The 19,100-nt window shown below is 57.7% G+C and carries 18 protein-coding genes and 1 tRNA gene; 10 read left to right on the top strand and 9 right to left on the bottom strand.

Annotated features, from left to right (window positions below; genetic code table 11):
* Positions 1–7: 7 nt before the first annotated feature.
* The 4 genes from ACR0AG_RS07090 to ACR0AG_RS07075 are packed head-to-tail and all read right to left on the bottom strand — an operon-like array spanning position 8 to position 4,551.
* On the bottom strand, positions 8–1,504 hold the full coding sequence (locus tag ACR0AG_RS07090; RefSeq protein WP_480837571.1) for a phosphomannomutase/phosphoglucomutase: 1,497 nt from the start codon (positions 1,502–1,504) through the stop codon (positions 8–10).
* 14 nt (positions 1,505–1,518) lie between these two features.
* Entirely contained in the window at positions 1,519–2,352 is an 834-nt protein-coding gene (kdsA, locus tag ACR0AG_RS07085; RefSeq protein ID WP_480837570.1) for a 3-deoxy-8-phosphooctulonate synthase, read from the bottom strand.
* Between the two features lie 5 nt (positions 2,353–2,357).
* A complete protein-coding gene (locus tag ACR0AG_RS07080) occupies positions 2,358–3,914 on the bottom strand; it encodes a KpsE/RkpR family capsule polysaccharide export protein (protein ID WP_480837569.1) in 1,557 nt (518 codons plus the stop codon).
* Positions 3,892–4,551, bottom strand: a complete 660-nt coding sequence (locus tag ACR0AG_RS07075; RefSeq protein WP_480837568.1) for an ABC transporter ATP-binding protein — start codon at positions 4,549–4,551, stop codon at positions 3,892–3,894. Before ACR0AG_RS07075 ends, ACR0AG_RS07080 begins: the two co-directional genes overlap by 23 nt.
* Positions 4,552–4,766: 215 nt before the next feature.
* Between ACR0AG_RS07075 and ACR0AG_RS07070 the strand changes: the two genes are divergently transcribed.
* Positions 4,767–5,354 (top strand): uracil-DNA glycosylase family protein, encoded by a 588-nt coding sequence (locus ACR0AG_RS07070; protein ID WP_480837567.1) that lies wholly within the window; start codon positions 4,767–4,769, stop codon positions 5,352–5,354.
* Positions 5,347–6,135 carry an SseB family protein gene (locus ACR0AG_RS07065; RefSeq protein ID WP_480837566.1) on the top strand — a complete coding sequence of 263 codons (789 nt, stop codon included), beginning with the start codon at positions 5,347–5,349 and terminating at the stop codon, positions 6,133–6,135. Before ACR0AG_RS07070 ends, ACR0AG_RS07065 begins: the two co-directional genes overlap by 8 nt.
* Here the strand turns inward: ACR0AG_RS07065 and yghU are convergent, their stop codons facing one another.
* On the bottom strand, positions 6,136–7,011 hold the full coding sequence (gene yghU, locus ACR0AG_RS07060) for a glutathione-dependent disulfide-bond oxidoreductase (RefSeq protein ID WP_480837565.1): 876 nt from the start codon (positions 7,009–7,011) through the stop codon (positions 6,136–6,138).
* Positions 7,012–7,257: 246 nt separating this feature from the next.
* Here yghU and ACR0AG_RS07055 point away from each other — a divergent pair, with 246 nt between their 5' ends.
* Positions 7,258–7,776, top strand: a complete 519-nt coding sequence (locus ACR0AG_RS07055) for a YHS domain-containing (seleno)protein (protein ID WP_480837564.1) — start codon at positions 7,258–7,260, stop codon at positions 7,774–7,776.
* 47 nt (positions 7,777–7,823) lie between these two features.
* Here ACR0AG_RS07055 and ACR0AG_RS07050 read toward each other — a convergent pair whose 3' ends face one another.
* Together ACR0AG_RS07050 and metF are read right to left on the bottom strand one after the other, a co-directional pair.
* On the bottom strand, positions 7,824–8,486 hold the full coding sequence (locus ACR0AG_RS07050; protein ID WP_480837563.1) for a J domain-containing protein: 663 nt from the start codon (positions 8,484–8,486) through the stop codon (positions 7,824–7,826).
* A gap of 189 nt (positions 8,487–8,675) precedes the next feature.
* Complete coding sequence (metF, locus tag ACR0AG_RS07045; protein ID WP_480837562.1) at positions 8,676–9,542, bottom strand: methylenetetrahydrofolate reductase [NAD(P)H]; 867 nt, start codon at positions 9,540–9,542, stop codon at positions 8,676–8,678.
* Between the two features lie 95 nt (positions 9,543–9,637).
* Here metF and ACR0AG_RS07040 point away from each other — a divergent pair, with 95 nt between their 5' ends.
* Both ACR0AG_RS07040 and ACR0AG_RS07035 read left to right on the top strand, forming a co-directional pair.
* Positions 9,638–10,543: a LysR family transcriptional regulator gene (locus ACR0AG_RS07040; RefSeq protein ID WP_480837561.1), complete on the top strand. Its 906-nt coding sequence runs from the start codon at positions 9,638–9,640 to the stop codon at positions 10,541–10,543.
* Positions 10,544–10,639: 96 nt separating this feature from the next.
* Positions 10,640–11,425: an inositol monophosphatase family protein gene (locus ACR0AG_RS07035; protein WP_480837560.1), complete on the top strand. Its 786-nt coding sequence runs from the start codon at positions 10,640–10,642 to the stop codon at positions 11,423–11,425.
* A gap of 5 nt (positions 11,426–11,430) precedes the next feature.
* Here ACR0AG_RS07035 and ACR0AG_RS07030 read toward each other — a convergent pair whose 3' ends face one another.
* Positions 11,431–12,174 carry a rhomboid family intramembrane serine protease gene (locus ACR0AG_RS07030; protein ID WP_480837559.1) on the bottom strand — a complete coding sequence of 248 codons (744 nt, stop codon included), beginning with the start codon at positions 12,172–12,174 and terminating at the stop codon, positions 11,431–11,433.
* A gap of 225 nt (positions 12,175–12,399) precedes the next feature.
* On the opposite strand from ACR0AG_RS07030, the gene ACR0AG_RS07025 reads away from it, so the two are divergent.
* From ACR0AG_RS07025 to ACR0AG_RS07005, 5 genes are all read left to right on the top strand, one after another.
* Positions 12,400–12,966, top strand: coding sequence for a tetratricopeptide repeat protein (locus tag ACR0AG_RS07025; protein WP_480837558.1), 567 nt, complete (start codon positions 12,400–12,402; stop codon positions 12,964–12,966).
* 86 nt (positions 12,967–13,052) lie between these two features.
* Positions 13,053–13,127: transfer RNA gene (locus ACR0AG_RS07020), tRNA-Gly, on the top strand.
* 269 nt (positions 13,128–13,396) lie between these two features.
* Positions 13,397–15,217: an ABC transporter transmembrane domain-containing protein gene (locus tag ACR0AG_RS07015; RefSeq protein ID WP_480837557.1), complete on the top strand. Its 1,821-nt coding sequence runs from the start codon at positions 13,397–13,399 to the stop codon at positions 15,215–15,217.
* A gap of 158 nt (positions 15,218–15,375) precedes the next feature.
* A complete protein-coding gene (locus tag ACR0AG_RS07010) occupies positions 15,376–17,265 on the top strand; it encodes an acyl-CoA synthetase (RefSeq protein ID WP_480837556.1) in 1,890 nt (629 codons plus the stop codon).
* Between the two features lie 13 nt (positions 17,266–17,278).
* Complete coding sequence (locus ACR0AG_RS07005) at positions 17,279–18,202, top strand: alpha/beta hydrolase (RefSeq protein ID WP_480837555.1); 924 nt, start codon at positions 17,279–17,281, stop codon at positions 18,200–18,202.
* 3 nt (positions 18,203–18,205) lie between these two features.
* Here ACR0AG_RS07005 and ACR0AG_RS07000 read toward each other — a convergent pair whose 3' ends face one another.
* Entirely contained in the window at positions 18,206–19,042 is an 837-nt protein-coding gene (locus tag ACR0AG_RS07000) for an alkaline phosphatase family protein (protein ID WP_480837554.1), read from the bottom strand.
* Positions 19,043–19,100: the final 58 nt, after the last annotated feature.

Genomic DNA, 19,100 nt, shown 5'->3' with positions numbered 1-19,100 from the left:
CCAGCCCTCAGATCGTCTGGTCGTAGTCGCCTACTCCGGGCTCTGTGCGGATAACGGCGTCGATTTCCGCGAAAATCGCGCGCATCTCATCCTCGCTTTCGCTGCTTTCGCAGACAACGACCAGATTGGGCGTGTTGGACGACGCGCGCACGAGGCCCCAGCTGCCGTTGTCCAGGATCACACGTGCCCCATTGACGGTCACGACTTCTTTGATCGCCCGTCCAGCCAGCGTCTCGCCGACATCGGCCTTGGCGACCAGTTTGGTCACCAACCGGTCGAGTATGTCGTATTTTTCGGTATCGGCGGCATAGGGGGACATCGTTGGCGTGGCCCAGGTTTTGGGCAGTGCCTTGCGCAGGTCCGACATGCTTTGATCGGGGTTCCGGTCCATCAGTTTGCAAAGCTCGACGGCCACGCGCATGCCGCAGTCGTATCCCCGGCCAATGGGATCGGCCAGAAAGTAGTGTCCGGATTTCTCGAACCCCGCCAGCGCGCCGATTTGTTTCACGCGGCGTTTCATATGACTGTGGCCGGTTTTCCAATAGTCCGCCTTGATCCCATGGGCCTTGAGCTCTGGGTCGCTGGCGAACAAGCCGGTGGATTTCACATCTGCCACAAAGGTGGCGCCGGGATAGATCTTTGCCAGATCACGCGCCATGATGACACCGACCTTATCGGCGAAAATCTCTTCGCCCTCGTCATCCACAACGCCGCACCTGTCGCCATCACCATCGAACCCCAGCGCCATATCCGCGCCGCTGGATTTCACGGCGGCTGCCATGTCGTGCAACATCTCCATGGCTTCGGGGTTCGGATTGTAGTTGGGAAAGGTGTAGTCCAGCCTGTTGTGGCTGGGCACAACCTCGACGCCCATCCGCGCGAACAATTCAGGCGCAAAGGCCGAGGCAGTCCCATTGCCCGTGGCGCACACGACCTTGAGCGGGCGAGACATTTTAAAGTCGCCAACCAGATCGTCGAGATAGGCCTCTTTCACGCCATCCACGAACTCATATGCCCCACCGGCGCGTGCCACGCCTTCGCCGTTCAGAACGATATCGCGCAGCTCGGCCATTTCATCGGGACCATGCGTTAGCGGGCGATCAAACCCCATCTTCACGCCGGTCCATCCATTCGGGTTGTGGCTGGCTGTAACCATCGCAACCGCCGGGACGTCTAGGTGAAACTGGGCGAAATAGGCCATCGGGCTCAGCGCTGGGCCAATATCTCTGACCTGAATGCCGGCTTGCATCAACCCAAGGATCAGCGCGTTCTTCACCGCCAGTGAATAATCGCGATAGTCGTTTGCAACAGCAATAACCGGTTCAATGCCCCGACGATGCATCTGAGTGCCCAATCCCAGGCCCAAAGCCGTCATGCCGGGCAGGTTGATCTCATCCGGGTATTTCCAGCGCGCGTCATATTCGCGAAAGCCGGTTGGCTTGATCATCGGGTCGCGCAGAAAACGCCAGGTGTTCTGGGCCACCTCGGGTGTCGGCTTGGGCATAAGAATCTCGATCGTTAAATCTGAACAGGGTTGGCTTTGGCCAGAGTGTCAAACTGCATCAGGGTATCGATCAGCCGGGGCATCTGATCCAAATAGATCATGTTCGGCCCATCACAGGGCGCATTGTCGGGGTCCTGATGGGTTTCGGTAAAGACCGCACCAACCCCGGTGGCAACCGCGGCGCGGGCCAGAACCGGGGCAAACTCTCGCTGACCGCCTGACGACCCGCCCAGACCGCCGGGCTGTGCCACAGCATGGGTTGCATCCATCACCACCGGATATCCGGTGCGTGCCATTTCGGGCAGCGACTGCATGTCGACAACAAGGCGGTTATACCCAAAAGACGCACCGCGTTCAGTCAAAAGGATACGGTCATTGCCCGTGCTTTCGATTTTGGCCACCACATTGGGCATATCCCAGGGGGCCAGGAACTGCCCCTTTTTGACATTGATCGCCGCGCCTGTGCGCCCGGCAGCCAGCAACAGGGCGGTCTGGCGGCACAAAAAGGCGGGGATTTGCAGGATATCACAAACCTCGGCGACGGGGGCGCATTGCTCTGCCTCATGGATATCGGTCAGCACCGGAACGCCGATGCTGTCCTTCACCGATTGCAGAACCTGCAACCCTTTATCCAGGCCCAAGGCGGGTTTGGCGTTTACAGACGTCCGGTTGGCCTTGTCGAACGAGCCCTTGAAGACGTACTGGGCGCCCGCCTTGTCGCAGGCTTCTTTCAAAACTCCGGCAATCATCTGGGCGTGATCGGCCGATTCAAGCTGACAGGGACCAGCGATCAGTGTCAGCGGAAGGTCGTTGCCGACGGTCAGGTCGGCGATTTTTACATGTTTCATGTTACTTACGAGGATACCTGTTCACGAAGGACCGACGCGGTAAGCGAGATCATCAGGTAGATACCAGCAAACAACAGGAAAGCCAAAATCGTATTTTCGAACTTGCGCGGATAGCTGGCTTCTTCACTTGCGACAGGGTTCACAGCGACGGTGAGATATCGCACCTGCTTATTCGCCTCAAATCGGGCGGTTTCCATTTGCTGCATTGAGTTTTGCAGCATCATATCCCGCGCGGTCAGGTCCGCCTGTGCCATCTGAATGCGCAAGCTCAAACGGGCCAGCGAGTTTTCGCCCGCAGAAGCATCCAGCATTTCGGCATTCAGCTCGTCCAGCTGTTGTTGGATGCGCGAGATGTCGGCCTGAACGCCATCAACCCGGGCTTTGTTCGGTCGTGTGTTGTCCAAAAGCGCGGCTAATTGCAGTTCCTTGTCCAGCAATTGCGTTTCGATCTGCTCTATGCGCGAGCGCAAACCGGCAATCACGCTTTGCGGGTCCAGAATAGCCCCTTGAAGCTGCAGTTCGATCAAGTCTTCCTGCGCTTCTCTTCGTGCTTGTTCTGCGTTTTCGAATATCTCGATTGCGTCACGCATCTGGCTTTCCCGTTTCTTCTCGGTCGAGGCGTTGATGCGTTCCTCAGCATAAGAAATCAGAAGGTTCGACAGGTTGACCGCCAGATTGGGATCGGGGGCGGCAACCTCCATACGCAAAATCCCCTCGGTCGGATCAAAGCCGATCGTCACCATCTTTTTGTACAGTTTGTAAGTCTCTTCCAGGGTCGCGTCAGGTGACAGGCGCTGGATCGGGTCAATCCAGGGCTGTTGGAATATCTCGGCAAATGCGATGTCTTTATTGAGGCGCACCAGAACGTCTTTGGATTCAAGGTATTCTTGCGTCTTTACCGAATCTTCCGCCGTCGCGAATTGCGTTCCCTGCAGAAGGCCGCCACCTGCATCAGCGGAATCGATCGAAAATGCGGAATCGCTGGCATACATGGGCGTCGCGACCTGGTAGAAATAATAGCCTACAAGCGCTGTTGGCAGAAACACGAAAAAGGCAAGTCGCGCAAACAGGGCAAACAGTTTGCGACGACGCCTGCGCGCGATGTCTTTTTGTATCTGACCAATCTCGAACTCGCGCCGCTCGGCCGGGCTCAGCTCGGGGCCGGGCAGGTTGCGCGGTTTCTGCACGGCAGGTTGCGGCAGCTGTACCTTTACATCCGAGGCTTCTGCATCCGGTTGATCATTTGCGGCCAGATCCAACAAGTTGGTTCGCTGAAACGGATCGATCCCTTTTTTGCGCAACAGACGGACGGCGTCGTAATCCGATGTAGCGGCCAAACCGTTCTTTTGGGCCAACCTTCGGGCCATGCGCAATTGCCGGCCTGTCAGGCCTTCACGCTTGATGGCATCCAACTCGGTACCAGGCTGCACATCTTCGCCCGATTTACTGGCCTGAGTGCCCTTGCGAATGCGCGAAATAGCCTCGGACCGGGCCTTGGCCGTACCTTCGCCCTGGGGCGTCTGGTCGGAATTGTATTTTCTAACCTTGGGTTTGGTAGTCATATAACTGCTTTGCCTCTTCCAAGGAGTCGAACATGTAGAGTTGGCCATCCAGAAGGACCGCCGCCTGGCGCGCAAATTTTTCAAGCACTGCGGGGCTATGGGACACGATCACCAGCGTCGTGGTGCGCAGCCTTTCTTTCAGGATATCCCCGGCTTTTTGGTTGAAATCAACATCCGTGGACGAGGGCATCCCCTCATCAATCAGATACATGTCGAAATCCAACGCAAGCATCAACGCAAAGGTGAACCGCGCCCGCATACCGGTGGAATAGGTGCCCAGCGGCTGGTTGAAATACTCACCCAGATTGCACAGCCAACTGCAATATGCCTCGACATAGTCCGGATCCATTCCATAGATTTTCGCGATATACCGGGCGTTCTCAAGCGCCGACAGACGTTTGGCGACCCCGCCTGTGAACCCCATGGGAAAAGACACCCGGCAATCGCGCCGGATCACGCCCTCATCCGGTTTTTCCAGTCCCGCCATCATGTTGATCAATGTCGTTTTGCCGGTGCCGTTCGGCGCCAATACACCCAGCGACGTGCCCAATTCCACGCGAAACGAGACCCTGTCCAGAATCACCTTGCGGCGGGTTCCGGTCCAGAAAGACTTGCTGACATTCTCAAATTCCAGCATGCGGGGCCTGTTTTTCCGTCTTGTTGTGTCGGCTTGAAGACATGTGTTCTACCGATCCTTGTTGGCCACATTATGTCGAATTATGAAACAAATGATCAATGCGCATCCAAAGATTTGAACCGATCTGTGATCTCTCGCTCCATCACAAGGCACTTGGGTGCGGCGTCCCGAGTGCCTAAGTTTCATCAAATTCGTAAATATTATCTTGGGAACAGATGAACAGTTTGGTCGAAGAAATCCGGGCTTGCCGCCTTTGTGCAGATCGCTTTGCGCAGACCGCGACGGCCCACAGCCCGCGTCCGGTGGTCTGGTTTCGACCTGGCGCCCGGATTTTGATCGCGGGCCAGGCTCCGGGCGCACGGGTGCACGAATCCGGTCGCCCCTTTACCGACCCGTCCGGAGATCGCCTGAGGGATTGGTTGCAGTTGGATGAGGCGGCGTTTTACGATCGGTCGACTGTTTCCATCGTGCCCATGGCGTTCTGTTTTCCGGGCTACAATGACCGCAACGCCGATCTGCCGCCGCCTACGATTTGCGGACAAACCTGGCATGATAAGGTGATGGCAGACTTGGGCGATGTTCCTTTGACGGTATTGGTCGGCGGGCATGCGCATAAATACCATCTGAAATCCCGGACAAACGTGACCGAGACGGTTCGGGCGTGGAAAGATCATGCGCCGCGTGTCTTTGCCTTGCCTCACCCGTCCTGGCGCAATACGGCTTGGCTGAAGAAAAACCCGTGGTTTGAGGACGAGTTGCTGCCCGTCCTGCGGGCTCGGGTCAAAGAGGTACTGAATGACTGAGATCACGGCTTTGGATGAGGCCCATAGCGCCATGCAGGCAGTACCCGAGGATGGCGCGGCCAGATTGCGTTTCTTTGAACGTCTGGCCGACAGCGAGCTGTTTTTGATGCTGACCGAAGAGGCGCAGGGCGAAAACATCTCGCCTGAATTGTTCGATGTGGCAGACGGGCGCTTTGTGCTGGCGTTTGACCGGGAAGACCGGCTTGCGCAGTTTGCCGGACGCCCCGTGCCCTACATCGCCCTTTCTGGTCGCGTTCTGTCCAACATGTTGTCCGGGCAGGGGATTGGGCTGGGCCTGAACCTTGATACTGCGCCATCCGCCATGCTGATCCCCGCCGAAGCCCTGTCATGGCTGTCCAGCACCTTGCAACATGGACCCGAAGAGGTGCAGCAGCACTTGGCCGAATTCAATGCACCGGGCGGTTTGCCGGATGTGTTGCTGAGTGCTCTGGATACCAAACTGTCAACTGCGGCGGGGCTGGCTGCTGCGGCCTATCTGGTTGGAACAACCTCACCCGAAGGCGGTCAGGGTCATCTGTTGGGCTTTGTTGGCGCGGTCGAAGGGGCGAAACCCGCGTTGGCACGCGCGGTGTCCGAAGCATTGACGTTTTCAGGGATCGAAGCCGGCGCGTTGGATGTTGGATTCTTTGAACCAAGCGACCCGGCCACGGCGCTTTTGGCAAAAACCGGGCTGCGTTTCGACCTGCCGCAATTGCAAGAGCCCAGTTTGCAAAGTGCCGCGCCCGGAAGCGATCCGACGCGGCCCCCAATTCTGAAATAATCAGTCTGCCGTTTCCAGTTTGTCCTGGGTGCGGTGTTCAAAATCGCTCGCGTCGTGACGCTCGTGCAATTGGGTATGCGGCTCACCAAAGGCGCGGTTGACCATGCGGCCCCGCTGAACCGCCGGACGCTCGTCAACGGCTTTCGCCCAACGCATGACGTTCTTGTAGGATGCAACGTCCAGGAATTCAGCCGCGTCATACAGCCGACCCAGAACCAATTGGCCGTACCACGGCCATATGGCCATGTCGGCAATCGAATAGTCTTCGCCGGCGATATAGGTGTTCTCGGCCAATTGTCGATCCAGAACATCCAACTGGCGCTTGGCTTCCATTGCAAAGCGGTCGATCGGGTATTGCCATTTCTCAGGCGCGTAAGCGTAGAAATGACCAAAGCCGCCGCCCAGATAAGGCGCGCTACCCATCTGCCAGAAAACCCAATTCATGACCTCGGTCCGTGCGATGCCATCCTTGGGCAGGAAGGCCCCGAACTTTTCGGCCAGATGAAACAGGATCGACGCGCTTTCGAAAACCCGGATCGGGGTGTCCCCGGACCGGTCCCACAGGGCTGGGATTTTCGAGTTCGGGTTGGCCTCGACAAAGCCCGAGCTGAACTGGTCGCCTTCGCCGATGTTGATCAGCCAGGCGTTATATTCGGCTTCTTCATGGCCAAGGGCCAGAAGCTCTTCCAGCATGACGGTCACTTTGACCCCGTTGGGTGTCGCCAGCGAATAAAGCTGGAACGGGTGCTTGCCGATCGGCAAATCCTTATCATGGGTCGCGCCTGCGATGGGTCGGTTGATATTGGCAAAGCGTCCGCCACTTTCGCTGTCCCAGGTCCAGATTTTTGGGGGAGTGTATGTTGATTGATCGCTCATCTTGTGCCTTTCCAAACGATGCCGGGCCCAGCGGCCGCTGAGACCACAGCTAATATTGCATTTGTCAAAGTCCAACCCCTGTCTTGTCAGTTGATTTGTAACATTCGGCCGGGATTGCCTCACATTCTCTCGTCACCGGTCACACCATCGCGAGGGGGACTTCGCTGCAGGGTAAAAACTCTTATTGTCTGGGACGACCCGAAAGACGGGCGCCACGAAATTCGAAAGCACATGAGGATTGAACACATGAAACGCTTCGCATTAAGTCTTGCCGCTGTGATGGCCTTTTCTGCCCCTGCCTTCGCGGGTGATCAGTATGTTGATGGAACCGGCTTTGCCGTATCGGGCTATGATGTCGTCGCCTATCGCGGCTTGGATCAGGCGGCCGTTGGTCAATCTCAGCCCGAAGCCGTGCGCGGGCGTTCGGATATCACCGCCGAATATAATGGCGCTACCTGGGCGTTCTCGACCGAAGAGAATCGCGACAAATTCCTGGAAAACCCGGCCTATTATGCCCCTCAGTATGATGGTCACTGCGCGTATGGCGTTTCGAAAGGCGGCAAAGTGCCGGCCAACCCGAACCTGTGGCGCATTGTCGATGACAAGCTTTACCTGAACATCACCGATGTTGTGGTTGGCTTCTTCGAAGAAGACATTCCGGGCAATATCAATCTGGCTGAAGGCAACTGGCCAGGTATCGAAGCAGCCGCTGCTTCGACCAGCGTCATTCCAAAATTCACTTCGGAAGGTCCGGTGACCAACTAATCCACCGTCAGAAATCAAAACCCGGCCTGAAACGGCCGGGTTTTTTCTTAGTTTGTCAGCCCAAACGCGTCGCGTGTGTCCTGGTCGGCTTCAAAGCGGATTTTCACGCTTCTTGCACCGGGGAACTTTCGCTCGCGGATCGTGTCTGGAATGACAACCTCGCCCCCACCGGCATTCTTTGACTGAAACGACAGAATCTCGGTTTCCGCATTGCGCCGCGCAGCCAAAATCGAGGTCGGCAACGCCACCCGGTTTGAACCGGTACAGACGGACGTGGCGACGAAAAACGTCAGGTCACGCCCAAAGCAGCCGATGGCGTCCGGTACATGATCAGATGGCGCGATGCCCGATCCTGAGCACGACACATCGTCATCGTCGGACATATGCGCCAGCGCGCGATCCGGGTTCAGCAGATTTCTGCAGGCTTCGATCTCGTCATCGGCAAGGTCGATCAACCGCCGTTTCAGGCGCGGGCGCCGCGGCATAGCCGGGGCATCCGGGTCCTGGGTGGTAAACCCTTCCTTGCGCAAAAAATCATAAGCTGTTTTGGCCTTTGAAAACCCCGAATAGTCACCATCGGTGTGATCGGGATGTGCATGGAAGGCGATATCACGCCAAGCGGCGCGAATCTCGGCGGCGCTGGCGTCTAGGGTAAGACCAAGTGCATGCAATGCGTCGGTCCGAGCCTGTGTCTTGGCTGTGGGCTCCATAATCGGAAAACTCGTTAAAAACTACACTGACCCCAGTGTGCCTTTCGCCACTTTTTTGTCAAATTTTACCGGGTATTACCCAAGTGAATGGTAACAGTAAGATCGCTTTGAATTGCATTGTGTCCGTTTGGACAACGCAACCGCATCGGGCGTTCAGATCAATTGCGCGCAAGAACCCCTATGGAGCCGTCATGCCACGTTCTGAAGCGCTGCGCGCGGTGTGATTCCCAGGGCAAAGCAAACATCGCGCGTCAGTTCCGGACGGTTGAGCGTGTAAAAGTGCAATTTGTCCACACCGCCTTCGATAAGGTCCGAACAAAGCTCTGTGCACTGGGCCGTTGCCAACAGGTCCTCGCGGTCATCGCGGATAGCCTTTTCAAACGCCTGATCCAGCCAGGCTGGTACCACGGTGCCGCAGCGCTGGGCAAACTTCCGGGCACCTTTCCAGTTTTCGATGGGCAGGATGCCGGGGACAATCGGCTTGTCGATGCCAGCCTTTTCACAGGCATCCCGAAAGCGGAAAAAGGTTTCGGCCTCAAAGAAAAACTGTGTCAGCGCTTCTTCTGCGCCGGCGTCCAGTTTGGCCTTGAGCCAGTCGATATCCGCCTGTGTATTCCGTGCTTCGGGGTGAATATCGGGATAAGCCCCCACCCGGATGCTGAACATCTCGGTCTCGGCCAACGCTTCGATCAACTCCACCGAATTGGCAAACCCGTCCGGGTGCGGAACAAACCGGTCCTGACCCTTTGGCGGATCCCCGCGAAGGGCAACGATGTTTTCAACGCCTGCACGGGCAAAGCTGTCAGCAATCTCAAGGGTTTCCTGCCGCGTGGCATCCACGCAGGTCAAATGTGCCGCCACCGACAGCCCCGAAGAATTGTGCAGTGTCGCGACCGCATCCCGGGTCAACTCTCGGGTTGTGCCGCCCGCGCCATAGGTGACCGACACAAAACGCGGCTCAAGCGGCGCGAGTGTCTGGACCGTATCCCAAAGCCGGAATGAGGCCTCAAGCGTTTGGGGCGGAAAGAACTCAAAGGAAATCTCGGGCTTGGTCATCTTGGTCTCACTGGTTGGCAACATGGGCCTTGTGCCACCTGAACGATTGTGAGACAAACTCATATTATTCAAGAACAACATGAGCCTTGCGAAAGATGCATATCGAATTCCGTCACCTTCGGACAATCAAGGCGATTCATGAATGCGGGGGGCTGGCGCGCGCCGCGGATCAGTTGAACATCACCCAATCGGCGCTCAGCCATCAGATCAAGGGGCTCGAGGATCAGGCCGGGGTCGAGCTGTTCCAGCGCCGCTCCAAACCGATGAAGCTGTCGGCGGCAGGCTTGCGCCTGTTGCGGCTGGCCGAACAGATTTTACCGCAGGTCGAAGCAACACAGCAGGAGTTCTCGTCCCTGCGCGACGGTCGCACGGGTCGGATGCATATCGCGATCGAATGCCACGCCTGTTTTGAATGGTTGTTCCCAGTGCTTGAGGCGTTTCGGAAGTCATGGGGAGATGTCGATGTCGATATCCGCCCCGGCCTGGCCTTTGACGCCTTGCCCGCCCTGCAGAAAGAAGAGGTTGATCTGGTCGTTTCCTCCGACCCCGAAGATCTGCCGGGCATCGAATTTGTCGAGCTTTTTGATTATAATGCGGTTTTTGTCGCGGCGTCCTCTCATCCTTTGGCAGAAAAAGATTTCATCGAAGCCGAGGATTTTAGGGGCCAGACGCTGATCACCTATCCGGTTGAACGCACGCGGCTGGATGTCTTCAGCCAGTTGCTGATCCCCAATCGCGTGGAGCCGGCGGCGGTACGGCAAGTGGAATTGACGGCTGTCATCTTGCTGTTGGTTGCTTCCAACCGCGGGATTTCCGTGCTGCCGGATTGGGTTGTGCGCGAGGTCAAATACAGCTCGGACTATGTGACGCGACCACTGACCAAAGAGGGGATCACCCGCAGGCTCTATGCTGCGGTGCGGTCCGAGGACCTGGAAAAACCGTATGTTCAGGAATTGGTCGGGCTTGCCCGGACGGAGGCGCGCAAGCTGCAATCCCAATAGGCAAATATTGCGGGTCCGCTATGCGCAACACCCCCCTTGGCAAGGGCGCATTGCCCCAGTATACGCGCGGTTTGACCGGACAGGAGCCTTTTCACAATGGTTGGCAGTGCAAATCTCAACATCATGATCAAAGCCGCGCGCAAGGCGGGGCGGTCTCTGGTCAAGGATTTTCGTGAAGTCGAGAACCTGCAGGTGTCGATGAAAGGCGCGGGCGATTTCGTGTCCAAGGCCGATATCGCAGCCGAAGCCATCCTGAAAGAGGAACTGCTGGGCGCCCGCCCGGCCTATGGTTGGCTGGCCGAAGAGGGCGGCGCGATTGATGGCGAAGATCCGACCCGTCGCTGGATCGTCGACCCGCTGGACGGAACAACCAACTTTTTGCACGGCTTGCCGCATTGGGCCATTTCCATCGCTCTGGAGCATAAGGGAAAGATCGTCTCGGGCGTCATCTATGATGCCGCCAAGGACGAGATGTATTTTGCCGAAAAAGGCGAGGGCGCCTGGATGAACGACACCCGTATCCGCGTGTCGGGCCGCCATCGCATGATCGAATCGATCTTTGCCACCGGTTTGCCGTTTGGAGGTCGTTCTGATCTGCCGGCAACGTTGCAGGATTTGGCCCGTCTGATGCCCGCATGCGCCGGTGTGCGCCGCTGGGGCTCTGCCGCGCTGGATATGGCTTATGTCGCTGCTGGTCGCTACGAAGGATATTGGGAACGCCGTCTGAACGCCTGGGACCTGGCCGCGGGCATCATCATCGTGAAAGAGGCCGGTGGCTTTGTGCAGCCGCTGAACCCTGAAGGCAGCGTTCTGGAAGATGGCGAGGTCATCTGTGCCAATGAACCGATCTTTGACAGTTTTGCCAAGGTAATCCGGGGCTAACCCCCTTACCGGCGCGGCACGCGCGGAATGCGTGACCGCGACAGCTTGTATTCGCTTTCGGGATGGGGCGGGTGGCCGTGGGTTCGATCCCAAAAGGCGGGGCCCCCGCGTTTCAGCCAAAGCGGGATACACAGGATCAGGCCTGCTACGAATCCTCCGGTATGGGCCCAATAGGCGATACCGCCCTGATCCGGGTCGCTGGTCAGGGTTCCAAACGCCTGCATCGCCAGCCAAACGCCCAGCATGACAAATGCAGGGATCGAGAAGATCCTGAAATAGACGATCAGGATCAAAAGGATATCGACGCGGGCCTTGGGAAACAGCAACAGGTATCCTCCCATCACCGCAGCAATTGCACCAGAGGCGCCAATCGTCGGGACGATTGAATCCGGGCCGGTGGCAACGTGGACCAGTCCGGCGCCGATGCCAGCGATGAGATAGAACAGCAAAAACGGCAGATGCCCCATCTCATCTTCCAGATTGTCGCCGAAAATCCAGAGAAACAGCATGTTTCCAGCCAAATGCATCCATCCACCGTGCAAAAACATGGATGTGACCAGCGTTTCCAGCGCAATGCCATCTGAAACATGCGCGGGAATGATTGCGTAATTCTGATACAGCCCGCTGATAAGCCGCGCATCTCCAATGAACCCTACATAGCTGAGAAAGATCAGGATATTGGCAGCCATCAGCCCATAAACGACGTAAGGCGTGCGGCCCGATGGGTTATGGTCACGAATTGGAAACATGGCGCGACGCTGGGCTTTTCCCAGCCCAGCGTCAAGACATGCTGTTGCCGCACAGCGGGACAAAAAATTCACTACCGCTTCAATGGCGTTGCAGTGTTGATTTCGTTTGTACCGAACATCTGGCGTTAGGCTGCTTGAAGCGCCGGGCGCGGCGCAGCCCTCACAATACCGCGTGCTGTGACGGGTTTTTGTTGACGAAACCATTCACTGCGCCACCATTGGCCCATGAAACGGATTGCCCTGACCATAGTCGCCATTGCAGCAAGCACCCTTGCCGCTCAGGCCGAGGAATGCCCGGCGTCACCGGACCATTCTGCTGGTGTCAGCCAGTTGATTGAACAGATACAGGCGGCAAAAGATGAGCGCGCCGCCCGCGCATTGTCGAGCCAGCTGTGGACGTATTGGATGGATGCCCCGGACAATAGTGCACAAGTGGTTCTGGATCGCGGCCTAGCCCGATTGCAGGCGCAGGATTTTGTCGGCGCGATCAAGGATTTTGACCAGTTGATCACCTATTGCCCGGCCTATGCCGAAGGATACAACCAGCGCGCCTTTGCATACTATTTGCAGCGTGATTATCAGGCGGCTTTGCCGGATTTGGACAAAGCCATCGAGCTCTCCCCCAACCACGTCGCTGCCATCAGCGGGCTTGCCCTTACGCTGCTGGGGCTGGAACGCATCGACGAAGCGCGTGACGCCTTGACCAAGGCATTGGAGCTGAACCCTTGGTTGTCCGAACGCCACCTGATGGGGGAAAACGGCCCGCTCGCCTTGCCGGGCGAGGAAATCTGAGCAAGCCCCCTGGCACTTTCCCCACTGGAATTGCCAAATCGGCTATTGACGGCCAAAAAGTGATGAAATACACCCAGCCGGGCTGAGCGGGCGTCGTATACTGGCTATTACCTCAGCCTTCCAAGCTGATGAAGCGGGTTCGATTCCCGCCGCCCGCTCCAGCCTGAAAACCTCCGCAACATGTATGTGCTTTTAACAACCGGTTGAACCTGTTGATGTATATGATTTCACGGTGAAATTCGCGTTTTCAGGTCGTTGAAATGTTCGAAATCCAGGTCGCATACCTTGCAGATTTTCAAGGCCCACCTGAGCCAATAGCTCTTGCGTCAAATGGACCTGTTGGGTGAGCTAACGGTGACGCACGCTTGACCCCGCGCGCGGCTATCGCCAAGAAGCGATCACTTTCGTCCGATCAAGAACAGGGCCAAGAATGGCAAGACCCGAGACCGCCAGATCAGATAGCAAACCTGCCCCGGGCGCCGAAGAAGAACGGGCCGGGTCCAAAAAGCTGGGGGTGCTGGCTTCGTTGTGGCCGTTCATGCGGCCCTACAAGCTGATGATGTTTGGCGCACTGTGCGCTTTGGTTCTGACCGCTGGCATGACATTGACTTTGCCGATGGCGGTGCGCCGGGTGGTGGACAGCTTTCGCATCGAAGATGGTGAGCTGCTGGATTGGTACTTTCTGGCCGCGCTGGGCATTGCGGCGATCCTGGCCATCGGGACCGGGGTCCGCTACACGCTGGTCACACGCCTGGGCGAACGAGTGGTTGCCGATATCCGCAAGGCGGTGTTCGACCGCGTGATCGGCATGAGCCCCGAATTCTACGAACGCATCATGACCGGTGAGGTCCTCAGCCGTATCACAACCGACACGACGCTGATCCAATCGGTCATCGGATCATCCGTCTCCATCGCTCTGCGCAATATGCTGATGTTTTTCGGTGGCCTTGTTCTGATGCTGCTTACCTCGGCTAAGCTGACGGGGTTGGTGCTGTTGCTAATTCCGCTGGTCATTGTGCCCATCTTGGTGCTGGGCCGTCGTTTGCGTGTGATCAGCCGGGAAAATCAGGATTGGATTGCAGCCTCGTCCGGCAACGCGGGTGAGGCCTTGGGCGCGGTGCAGACGGTGCAGGCCTTTACCCATGAACAGGCCAGCCGCGCACAGTTTGGCGAAATGACGGAAACCTCATACGTGGTGTCGCTGCGGCGTATTCAGACGCGCGCGATCTTGACCGTCATCGTGATTTTTCTGGTGTTTTCCGGAATTGTTGGCGTTCTGTGGATGGGTGCGAATGATGTGCGCGACGGGGTGATGACCGAAGGCGTGTTGATCCAGTTCGTGATCTACTCGGTCATTATGGCAGGCTCGGTTGCGGCCCTGTCTGAAATCTGGAGCGAACTGCAACGCGCCGCGGGGGCGACCGAGCGGCTGGTGGAATTGCTGAACGCGCAAGACACGGTATCCGATCAGGCGAAGACACAGGTTCTGCCCGAACCCATTCGCGGCGAGATTGGTTTTGACAATGTTACGTTCCGCTATCCCTCGCGCCCCGAGGTGGTTGCGCTGGACGATCTGACGCTGACGGTTCAACCCGGAGAGACGGTGGCCTTTGTCGGCCCCTCAGGCGCGGGCAAGACGACCGTCATTCAATTGATCCAGCGGTTCTATGATCCCGAAGCCGGGCGCGTCACACTGGATGGCATGGACTTGCGCGATCTGGACCGGGCAGAGTTTCGCAAACACATGGCGCTGGTTCCCCAGGACCCGGTGATCTTTGCTGCATCGGCGCGCGAGAATATTCGCTTTGGTCGACTGGATGCGTCGGATGCCGAGGTCGAGGCCGCCGCGCGCGCCGCTGCCGCGCATGACTTTATCGCGGCCTTACCCGAAGGCTATGACAGTTTTGTTGGGGAACGCGGCGTGATGCTGTCTGGCGGGCAGAAACAACGTATCGCCATCGCGCGCGCCATTCTAAGGGATGCCCCGGTGTTGCTGCTGGACGAGGCGACATCGGCCCTGGATGCCGAAAGCGAACGGGCGGTTCAGGGCGCAGTAGACCAGATGCGGGCCGGGCGTACGACGCTGATCGTGGCCCATCGACTGGCCACTGTGAAAAAGGCCGACAGGATCGTTGTGCTTGAGGCCGGTCGTGTCGTTGCGCAGGGCACCCATGACGATCTGGTGGCGCAGGGTGGTCTATATGCCCGTCTGGCGCGGCTTCAATTTACCGATGGCGTCGCCGCCGAATAAGGTGACGCTCGGGAACCCGAGGTTCCGCCGCTGCGTCATTCTACTGTTTTGCCTGACCGAAAGCTAAGGCCTTGCTTGCGTGCACTGGTTTTTGCTCCCATCTTGGAAGCAACCCATAGCCCGTGCGCGAAACGGGAGAGACAAGCGGGAGGAGCCACATGGCGTTTGTGGGATTGGAAGACAAGACGCGGATAGAGCAGGAGATGCCGTGGGAGGATCGGGATCTTCCGGTAACTTTCCATCAATTGCTATCACGCACGGCAGAGAAATTCCCCAACCACAAGGCGATCAGTTTCCAGTTGCTGTCCGGTCCGACCGATAAAGCCGAAACGCTGACCTGGTCCGAGCTTTTGGGCAAGGTCAATCAGGCGGCCAACCTGTTCCGTTCGCTGGGTATCGGGGAAAAGGACGTGGTGGCCTATGTGCTGCCGAACTCGAACGAGACGCTGATCACTATGATGGGGGGCGCGGTGGCCGGGGTCGTCAACCCGATCAACCCGCTGCTGGAGCCAGAGCAAATCGCGGCGATTCTGCGCGAAACAGGAGCAAAGGTGGTAGTCACGCTGAAATCCTTCCCCAAGGCAGATGTGGCCCAAAAGGTCGAAGAGGCGGTGCGCCATGCGCCGGGCGTGGGCACGATCCTTGAGATCGATCTGAACCGCTACCTGACGCCTCCGAAATCCTGGCTGGTGCCATTTCTGCGCCCCAAGATGGGCGACAAGGAAAAGCTTGCCCACGCAAACTACAAGAACTTCAATGCAGAGCTTGCGAAACAGCCGACGACGCTGAGCTTTGAAGACAGCGCTGAGGACCGGGTTGCCTGTTATTTCCACACCGGCGGCACCACCGGAATGCCCAAGGTGGCGCAGCACAAATATTCGGGCCTGATCTATAACGGTTGGCTGGGCAAGACGCTGCTGTTTGATGAAAACGACGTCATCATGTGCCCATTGCCGATGTTCCATGTGTTTGCGGTGCATGTGATTGTGATGGCGGCGGTGTCATCTGGCGCGCATGTGGTGTTCCCAACGCCCGCAGGCTACCGCGGCGATGGCGTCTTTGACAATTTCTGGAAATTGATCGAACGCTGGAAAGTATCGTTCATCATCACCGTACCCACCGCGATTTCCGCCAAGATGCAGCGACCGGTGGATGCCGATATCTCCTCGGTCAAAACCGCTTTTTCTGGGTCCGCTCCTTTGCCGGTCGAGCTGTTCCGCCGCTTTGAGGATGCCACCGGCGTGACGATCGTCGAGGGCTATGGCCTGACCGAAGCAACCTGTCTGGTCTCGTGCAACCCGGTGGATGGTGAGAAAAAGATCGGCTCAATCGGTATCCCGTTCCCTTACACGGATGTCAAAATCCTGTTGGACGGCCCGGATGGACCGACAGAATGCGGCGCGGATCAGATCGGTGAGATCTGTATCTCGAACCCGGGTGTCTATGCAGGCAATACCTATACCGAGGCGGACAAGAACGCGAACCTCTACCACTTCGACAAATACCTGCGGACGGGTGATCTGGGCCGGTTTGACGAGGATGGCTATCTCTGGATCACGGGGCGCGCCAAAGACCTGATCATTCGCGGCGGGCACAATATCGACCCGGCTGAAATTGAAGAGGCCCTGCTGGGTCATGACGCCGTGGCCTTTGCCGGGGCGATCGGCCAGCCGGATGCACATTCCGGCGAGGTACCCTGCGCCTTTGTCGAACTGGTCGACGGGGCCAGTGCGACCGAGCAGGAGTTGCTGGATTTCTGCAAAGTGCATGTCCACGAACGCGCAGCACAGCCCAAGCACATGACCATTCTCGACGAACTGCCTAAAACTGCAGTCGGTAAAGTGTTCAAACCCGAACTGCGCAAACAGGCAATCACGCGCATTTACAACGGCGCGCTGGAAGAGGCGGGCGTGGCAGCACGTGTCGCCGTGGTCATCGATGATAAAAAGCGCGGCCTTGTCGCGCAGCTTGACGCGAACGGTTCTTCGGATGACGATGTTGCCAAAGTGCTGGGATCGTTCACCCGGCCGTGGGAATGGTCTGACTAAAGCCGGAGAGACAATGGATTATGAACGCCTGATTGACGAAGAAACATGGGCGTTCATAAGACGCACCGCCGAATGCTATCCCGATGATGCGGTGGATCTGTCCGTTGAAGATCAGCGCCGCGTGTATGACGACATGTGCGCAGCGTTCCGGCAACCAAGACCCGCCGGGATCGAATGCGAGGACAGGCTGGCTGACGGCGTGCCGGTCCGCGTCTATTCAATCGGCGATCCAACGCGAACCGTAGTCTATTTCCATGGCGGCGGCTTTGTTGTCGGCGGGCTCGACAGCCATGACGATGTCTGCGCCGAAATCTGCGCGCAGACCGGGTATCGGGTTGTCTCGGTGGATTATCGCCTGTGCCCGGACCATGTGCATCCGGCGCAGTTTCAGGATAGTTGGACGGCGGTCAATTGGATCGTGCAGGAATTCGACACCCCGATCGTTCTGGCCGGAGACAGCGCAGGCGGGAACCTTGCCGCTGCGGTGGCCCATCATGCGCGCGGGCGGCTAAGTGATGTGCTGGGGCAGGTGCTGATCTATCCGGGGCTGGGCGGGGACAGTTCCCAAGGCTCGTATATCGAACACGCGCAGGCACCGCTTTTGACCCGCGATGATATTGTGTTTTACGAGAAAATTCGCTGTGGCGGTGCCGCACCGCAAAACGATCCGAGTTTTGCGCCGCTGCAGGATACGGATTTCGCCCATTTGCCGCCGACCCTTGTGGTGACAGCTGATTGTGATCCGCTCCGCGATGATGGCCCGGCCTATTGCAGAAAAATTTCCGCCGCAGGAGGGCATGCCCATTGGATCAATGAGCCGGGCCTGGTTCACGGCTACCTTCGCGCGCGCCATTCCGTCGGGCGCGCGGCGGACAGCTTTGAACGTATCTCGGTCGCGATCGAAGCGTTGGGGCAGGGCATCTGGCCATACGACTGAGGCTTAGCGCAGGAACGGTTGGGCCTTCATGGTTTCCGCAACCGGTGCGCCCATGCGTGTCAGGATTGTCGGCGCAAGTTGTAGCTGATCAATCACGGTATCCGCATCCGGCCCTTCGGCCTCACCAAAGTAATACAGCGCCGTTTCCTGCTGCAACGGGCTGCGCCCTCCGTGGTGGCCGCGTTCATCTTGTCCGTGATCGGCCGTCACGATGACCTCGTAGCCCATGTCGCGCCAGCGCGGGATGAAAGGGGCCAGCATCTCATCCATGACAAAACAGGCATGGTCCATTTCCTGGCAGTCATGAAAGAACCTGTGGCCCATGCTGTCCAATGTGCAGGTGTGCAGGATGCCATAATCCAATCCGAACCGCAGGCACAGGTTGGTGAGTGATCCAAACAGATCCACATCGCTAGGCGTCATCTGGTTGTCTTTGCCGTACCCGGTCATCGAATGAAACCGGCCATGGTTGATCGTTTTGCTGTCCGGTTCGTCATACTCCACGTCCCGAACGTAATCGAAGGGGTGACGATTGAAAAACTGCGACCAGAAACTGTGCGTGACGGCACCCGTGATGCCTCCGCCCTCGCGCACCTGGCTGAAGATGTCCTTGTGTTTCAGGCGAAAGACATTGCCGTTTCCGGTGCAACCATGCTCTTGCGGGGTGACACCTGTGTGGATCGAAGCATAGCAGCTTGCCGATGTGGATGGCAGCACCGAGCGATGTTTCCATACACGGGCTGTTCCGTTGTCGACCCAACCTTCGAGGTTGCCGAACAGGCGCCGAAAATTGCGATAGGGTACGCCATCCAGAATGATCAGAAGCAGCTTGCGGTCCATGTTTGCTCTTTCTCGTGTGAGGTATTTCTCGGCAGGTTACGCTGATTTTTGGGGGCGA

The sequence above is a fragment of the Ruegeria sp. H6 genome (assembly GCF_056532975.1).
The sequence above is the reverse complement of the archived record's forward strand: the minus strand, read 5'-3'. Positions and strand labels throughout refer to the sequence as shown.

Excerpts from the sequence above, each read along its gene's own strand:
- ACR0AG_RS07090 (WP_480837571.1), bottom strand. The coding sequence starts at position 1,504 with ATGCCCAAGCCGACACCCGAGGTGGCCCAGAACACCTGGCGTTTTCTG.
- kdsA (WP_480837570.1), bottom strand. The coding sequence starts at position 2,352 with ATGAAACATGTAAAAATCGCCGACCTGACCGTCGGCAACGACCTTCCG.
- ACR0AG_RS07080 (WP_480837569.1), bottom strand. The coding sequence starts at position 3,914 with ATGACTACCAAACCCAAGGTTAGAAAATACAATTCCGACCAGACGCCC.
- ACR0AG_RS07075 (WP_480837568.1), bottom strand. The coding sequence starts at position 4,551 with ATGCTGGAATTTGAGAATGTCAGCAAGTCTTTCTGGACCGGAACCCGC.
- ACR0AG_RS07070 (WP_480837567.1), top strand. The coding sequence starts at position 4,767 with ATGAACAGTTTGGTCGAAGAAATCCGGGCTTGCCGCCTTTGTGCAGAT.
- ACR0AG_RS07065 (WP_480837566.1), top strand. The coding sequence starts at position 5,347 with ATGACTGAGATCACGGCTTTGGATGAGGCCCATAGCGCCATGCAGGCA.
- yghU (WP_480837565.1), bottom strand. The coding sequence starts at position 7,011 with ATGAGCGATCAATCAACATACACTCCCCCAAAAATCTGGACCTGGGAC.
- ACR0AG_RS07055 (WP_480837564.1), top strand. The coding sequence starts at position 7,258 with ATGAAACGCTTCGCATTAAGTCTTGCCGCTGTGATGGCCTTTTCTGCC.
- ACR0AG_RS07050 (WP_480837563.1), bottom strand. The coding sequence starts at position 8,486 with ATGGAGCCCACAGCCAAGACACAGGCTCGGACCGACGCATTGCATGCA.
- metF (WP_480837562.1), bottom strand. The coding sequence starts at position 9,542 with ATGACCAAGCCCGAGATTTCCTTTGAGTTCTTTCCGCCCCAAACGCTT.
- ACR0AG_RS07040 (WP_480837561.1), top strand. The coding sequence starts at position 9,638 with ATGCATATCGAATTCCGTCACCTTCGGACAATCAAGGCGATTCATGAA.
- ACR0AG_RS07035 (WP_480837560.1), top strand. The coding sequence starts at position 10,640 with ATGGTTGGCAGTGCAAATCTCAACATCATGATCAAAGCCGCGCGCAAG.
- ACR0AG_RS07030 (WP_480837559.1), bottom strand. The coding sequence starts at position 12,174 with ATGTTTCCAATTCGTGACCATAACCCATCGGGCCGCACGCCTTACGTC.
- ACR0AG_RS07025 (WP_480837558.1), top strand. The coding sequence starts at position 12,400 with ATGAAACGGATTGCCCTGACCATAGTCGCCATTGCAGCAAGCACCCTT.
- ACR0AG_RS07015 (WP_480837557.1), top strand. The coding sequence starts at position 13,397 with ATGGCAAGACCCGAGACCGCCAGATCAGATAGCAAACCTGCCCCGGGC.
- ACR0AG_RS07010 (WP_480837556.1), top strand. The coding sequence starts at position 15,376 with ATGGCGTTTGTGGGATTGGAAGACAAGACGCGGATAGAGCAGGAGATG.
- ACR0AG_RS07005 (WP_480837555.1), top strand. The coding sequence starts at position 17,279 with ATGGATTATGAACGCCTGATTGACGAAGAAACATGGGCGTTCATAAGA.
- ACR0AG_RS07000 (WP_480837554.1), bottom strand. The coding sequence starts at position 19,042 with ATGGACCGCAAGCTGCTTCTGATCATTCTGGATGGCGTACCCTATCGC.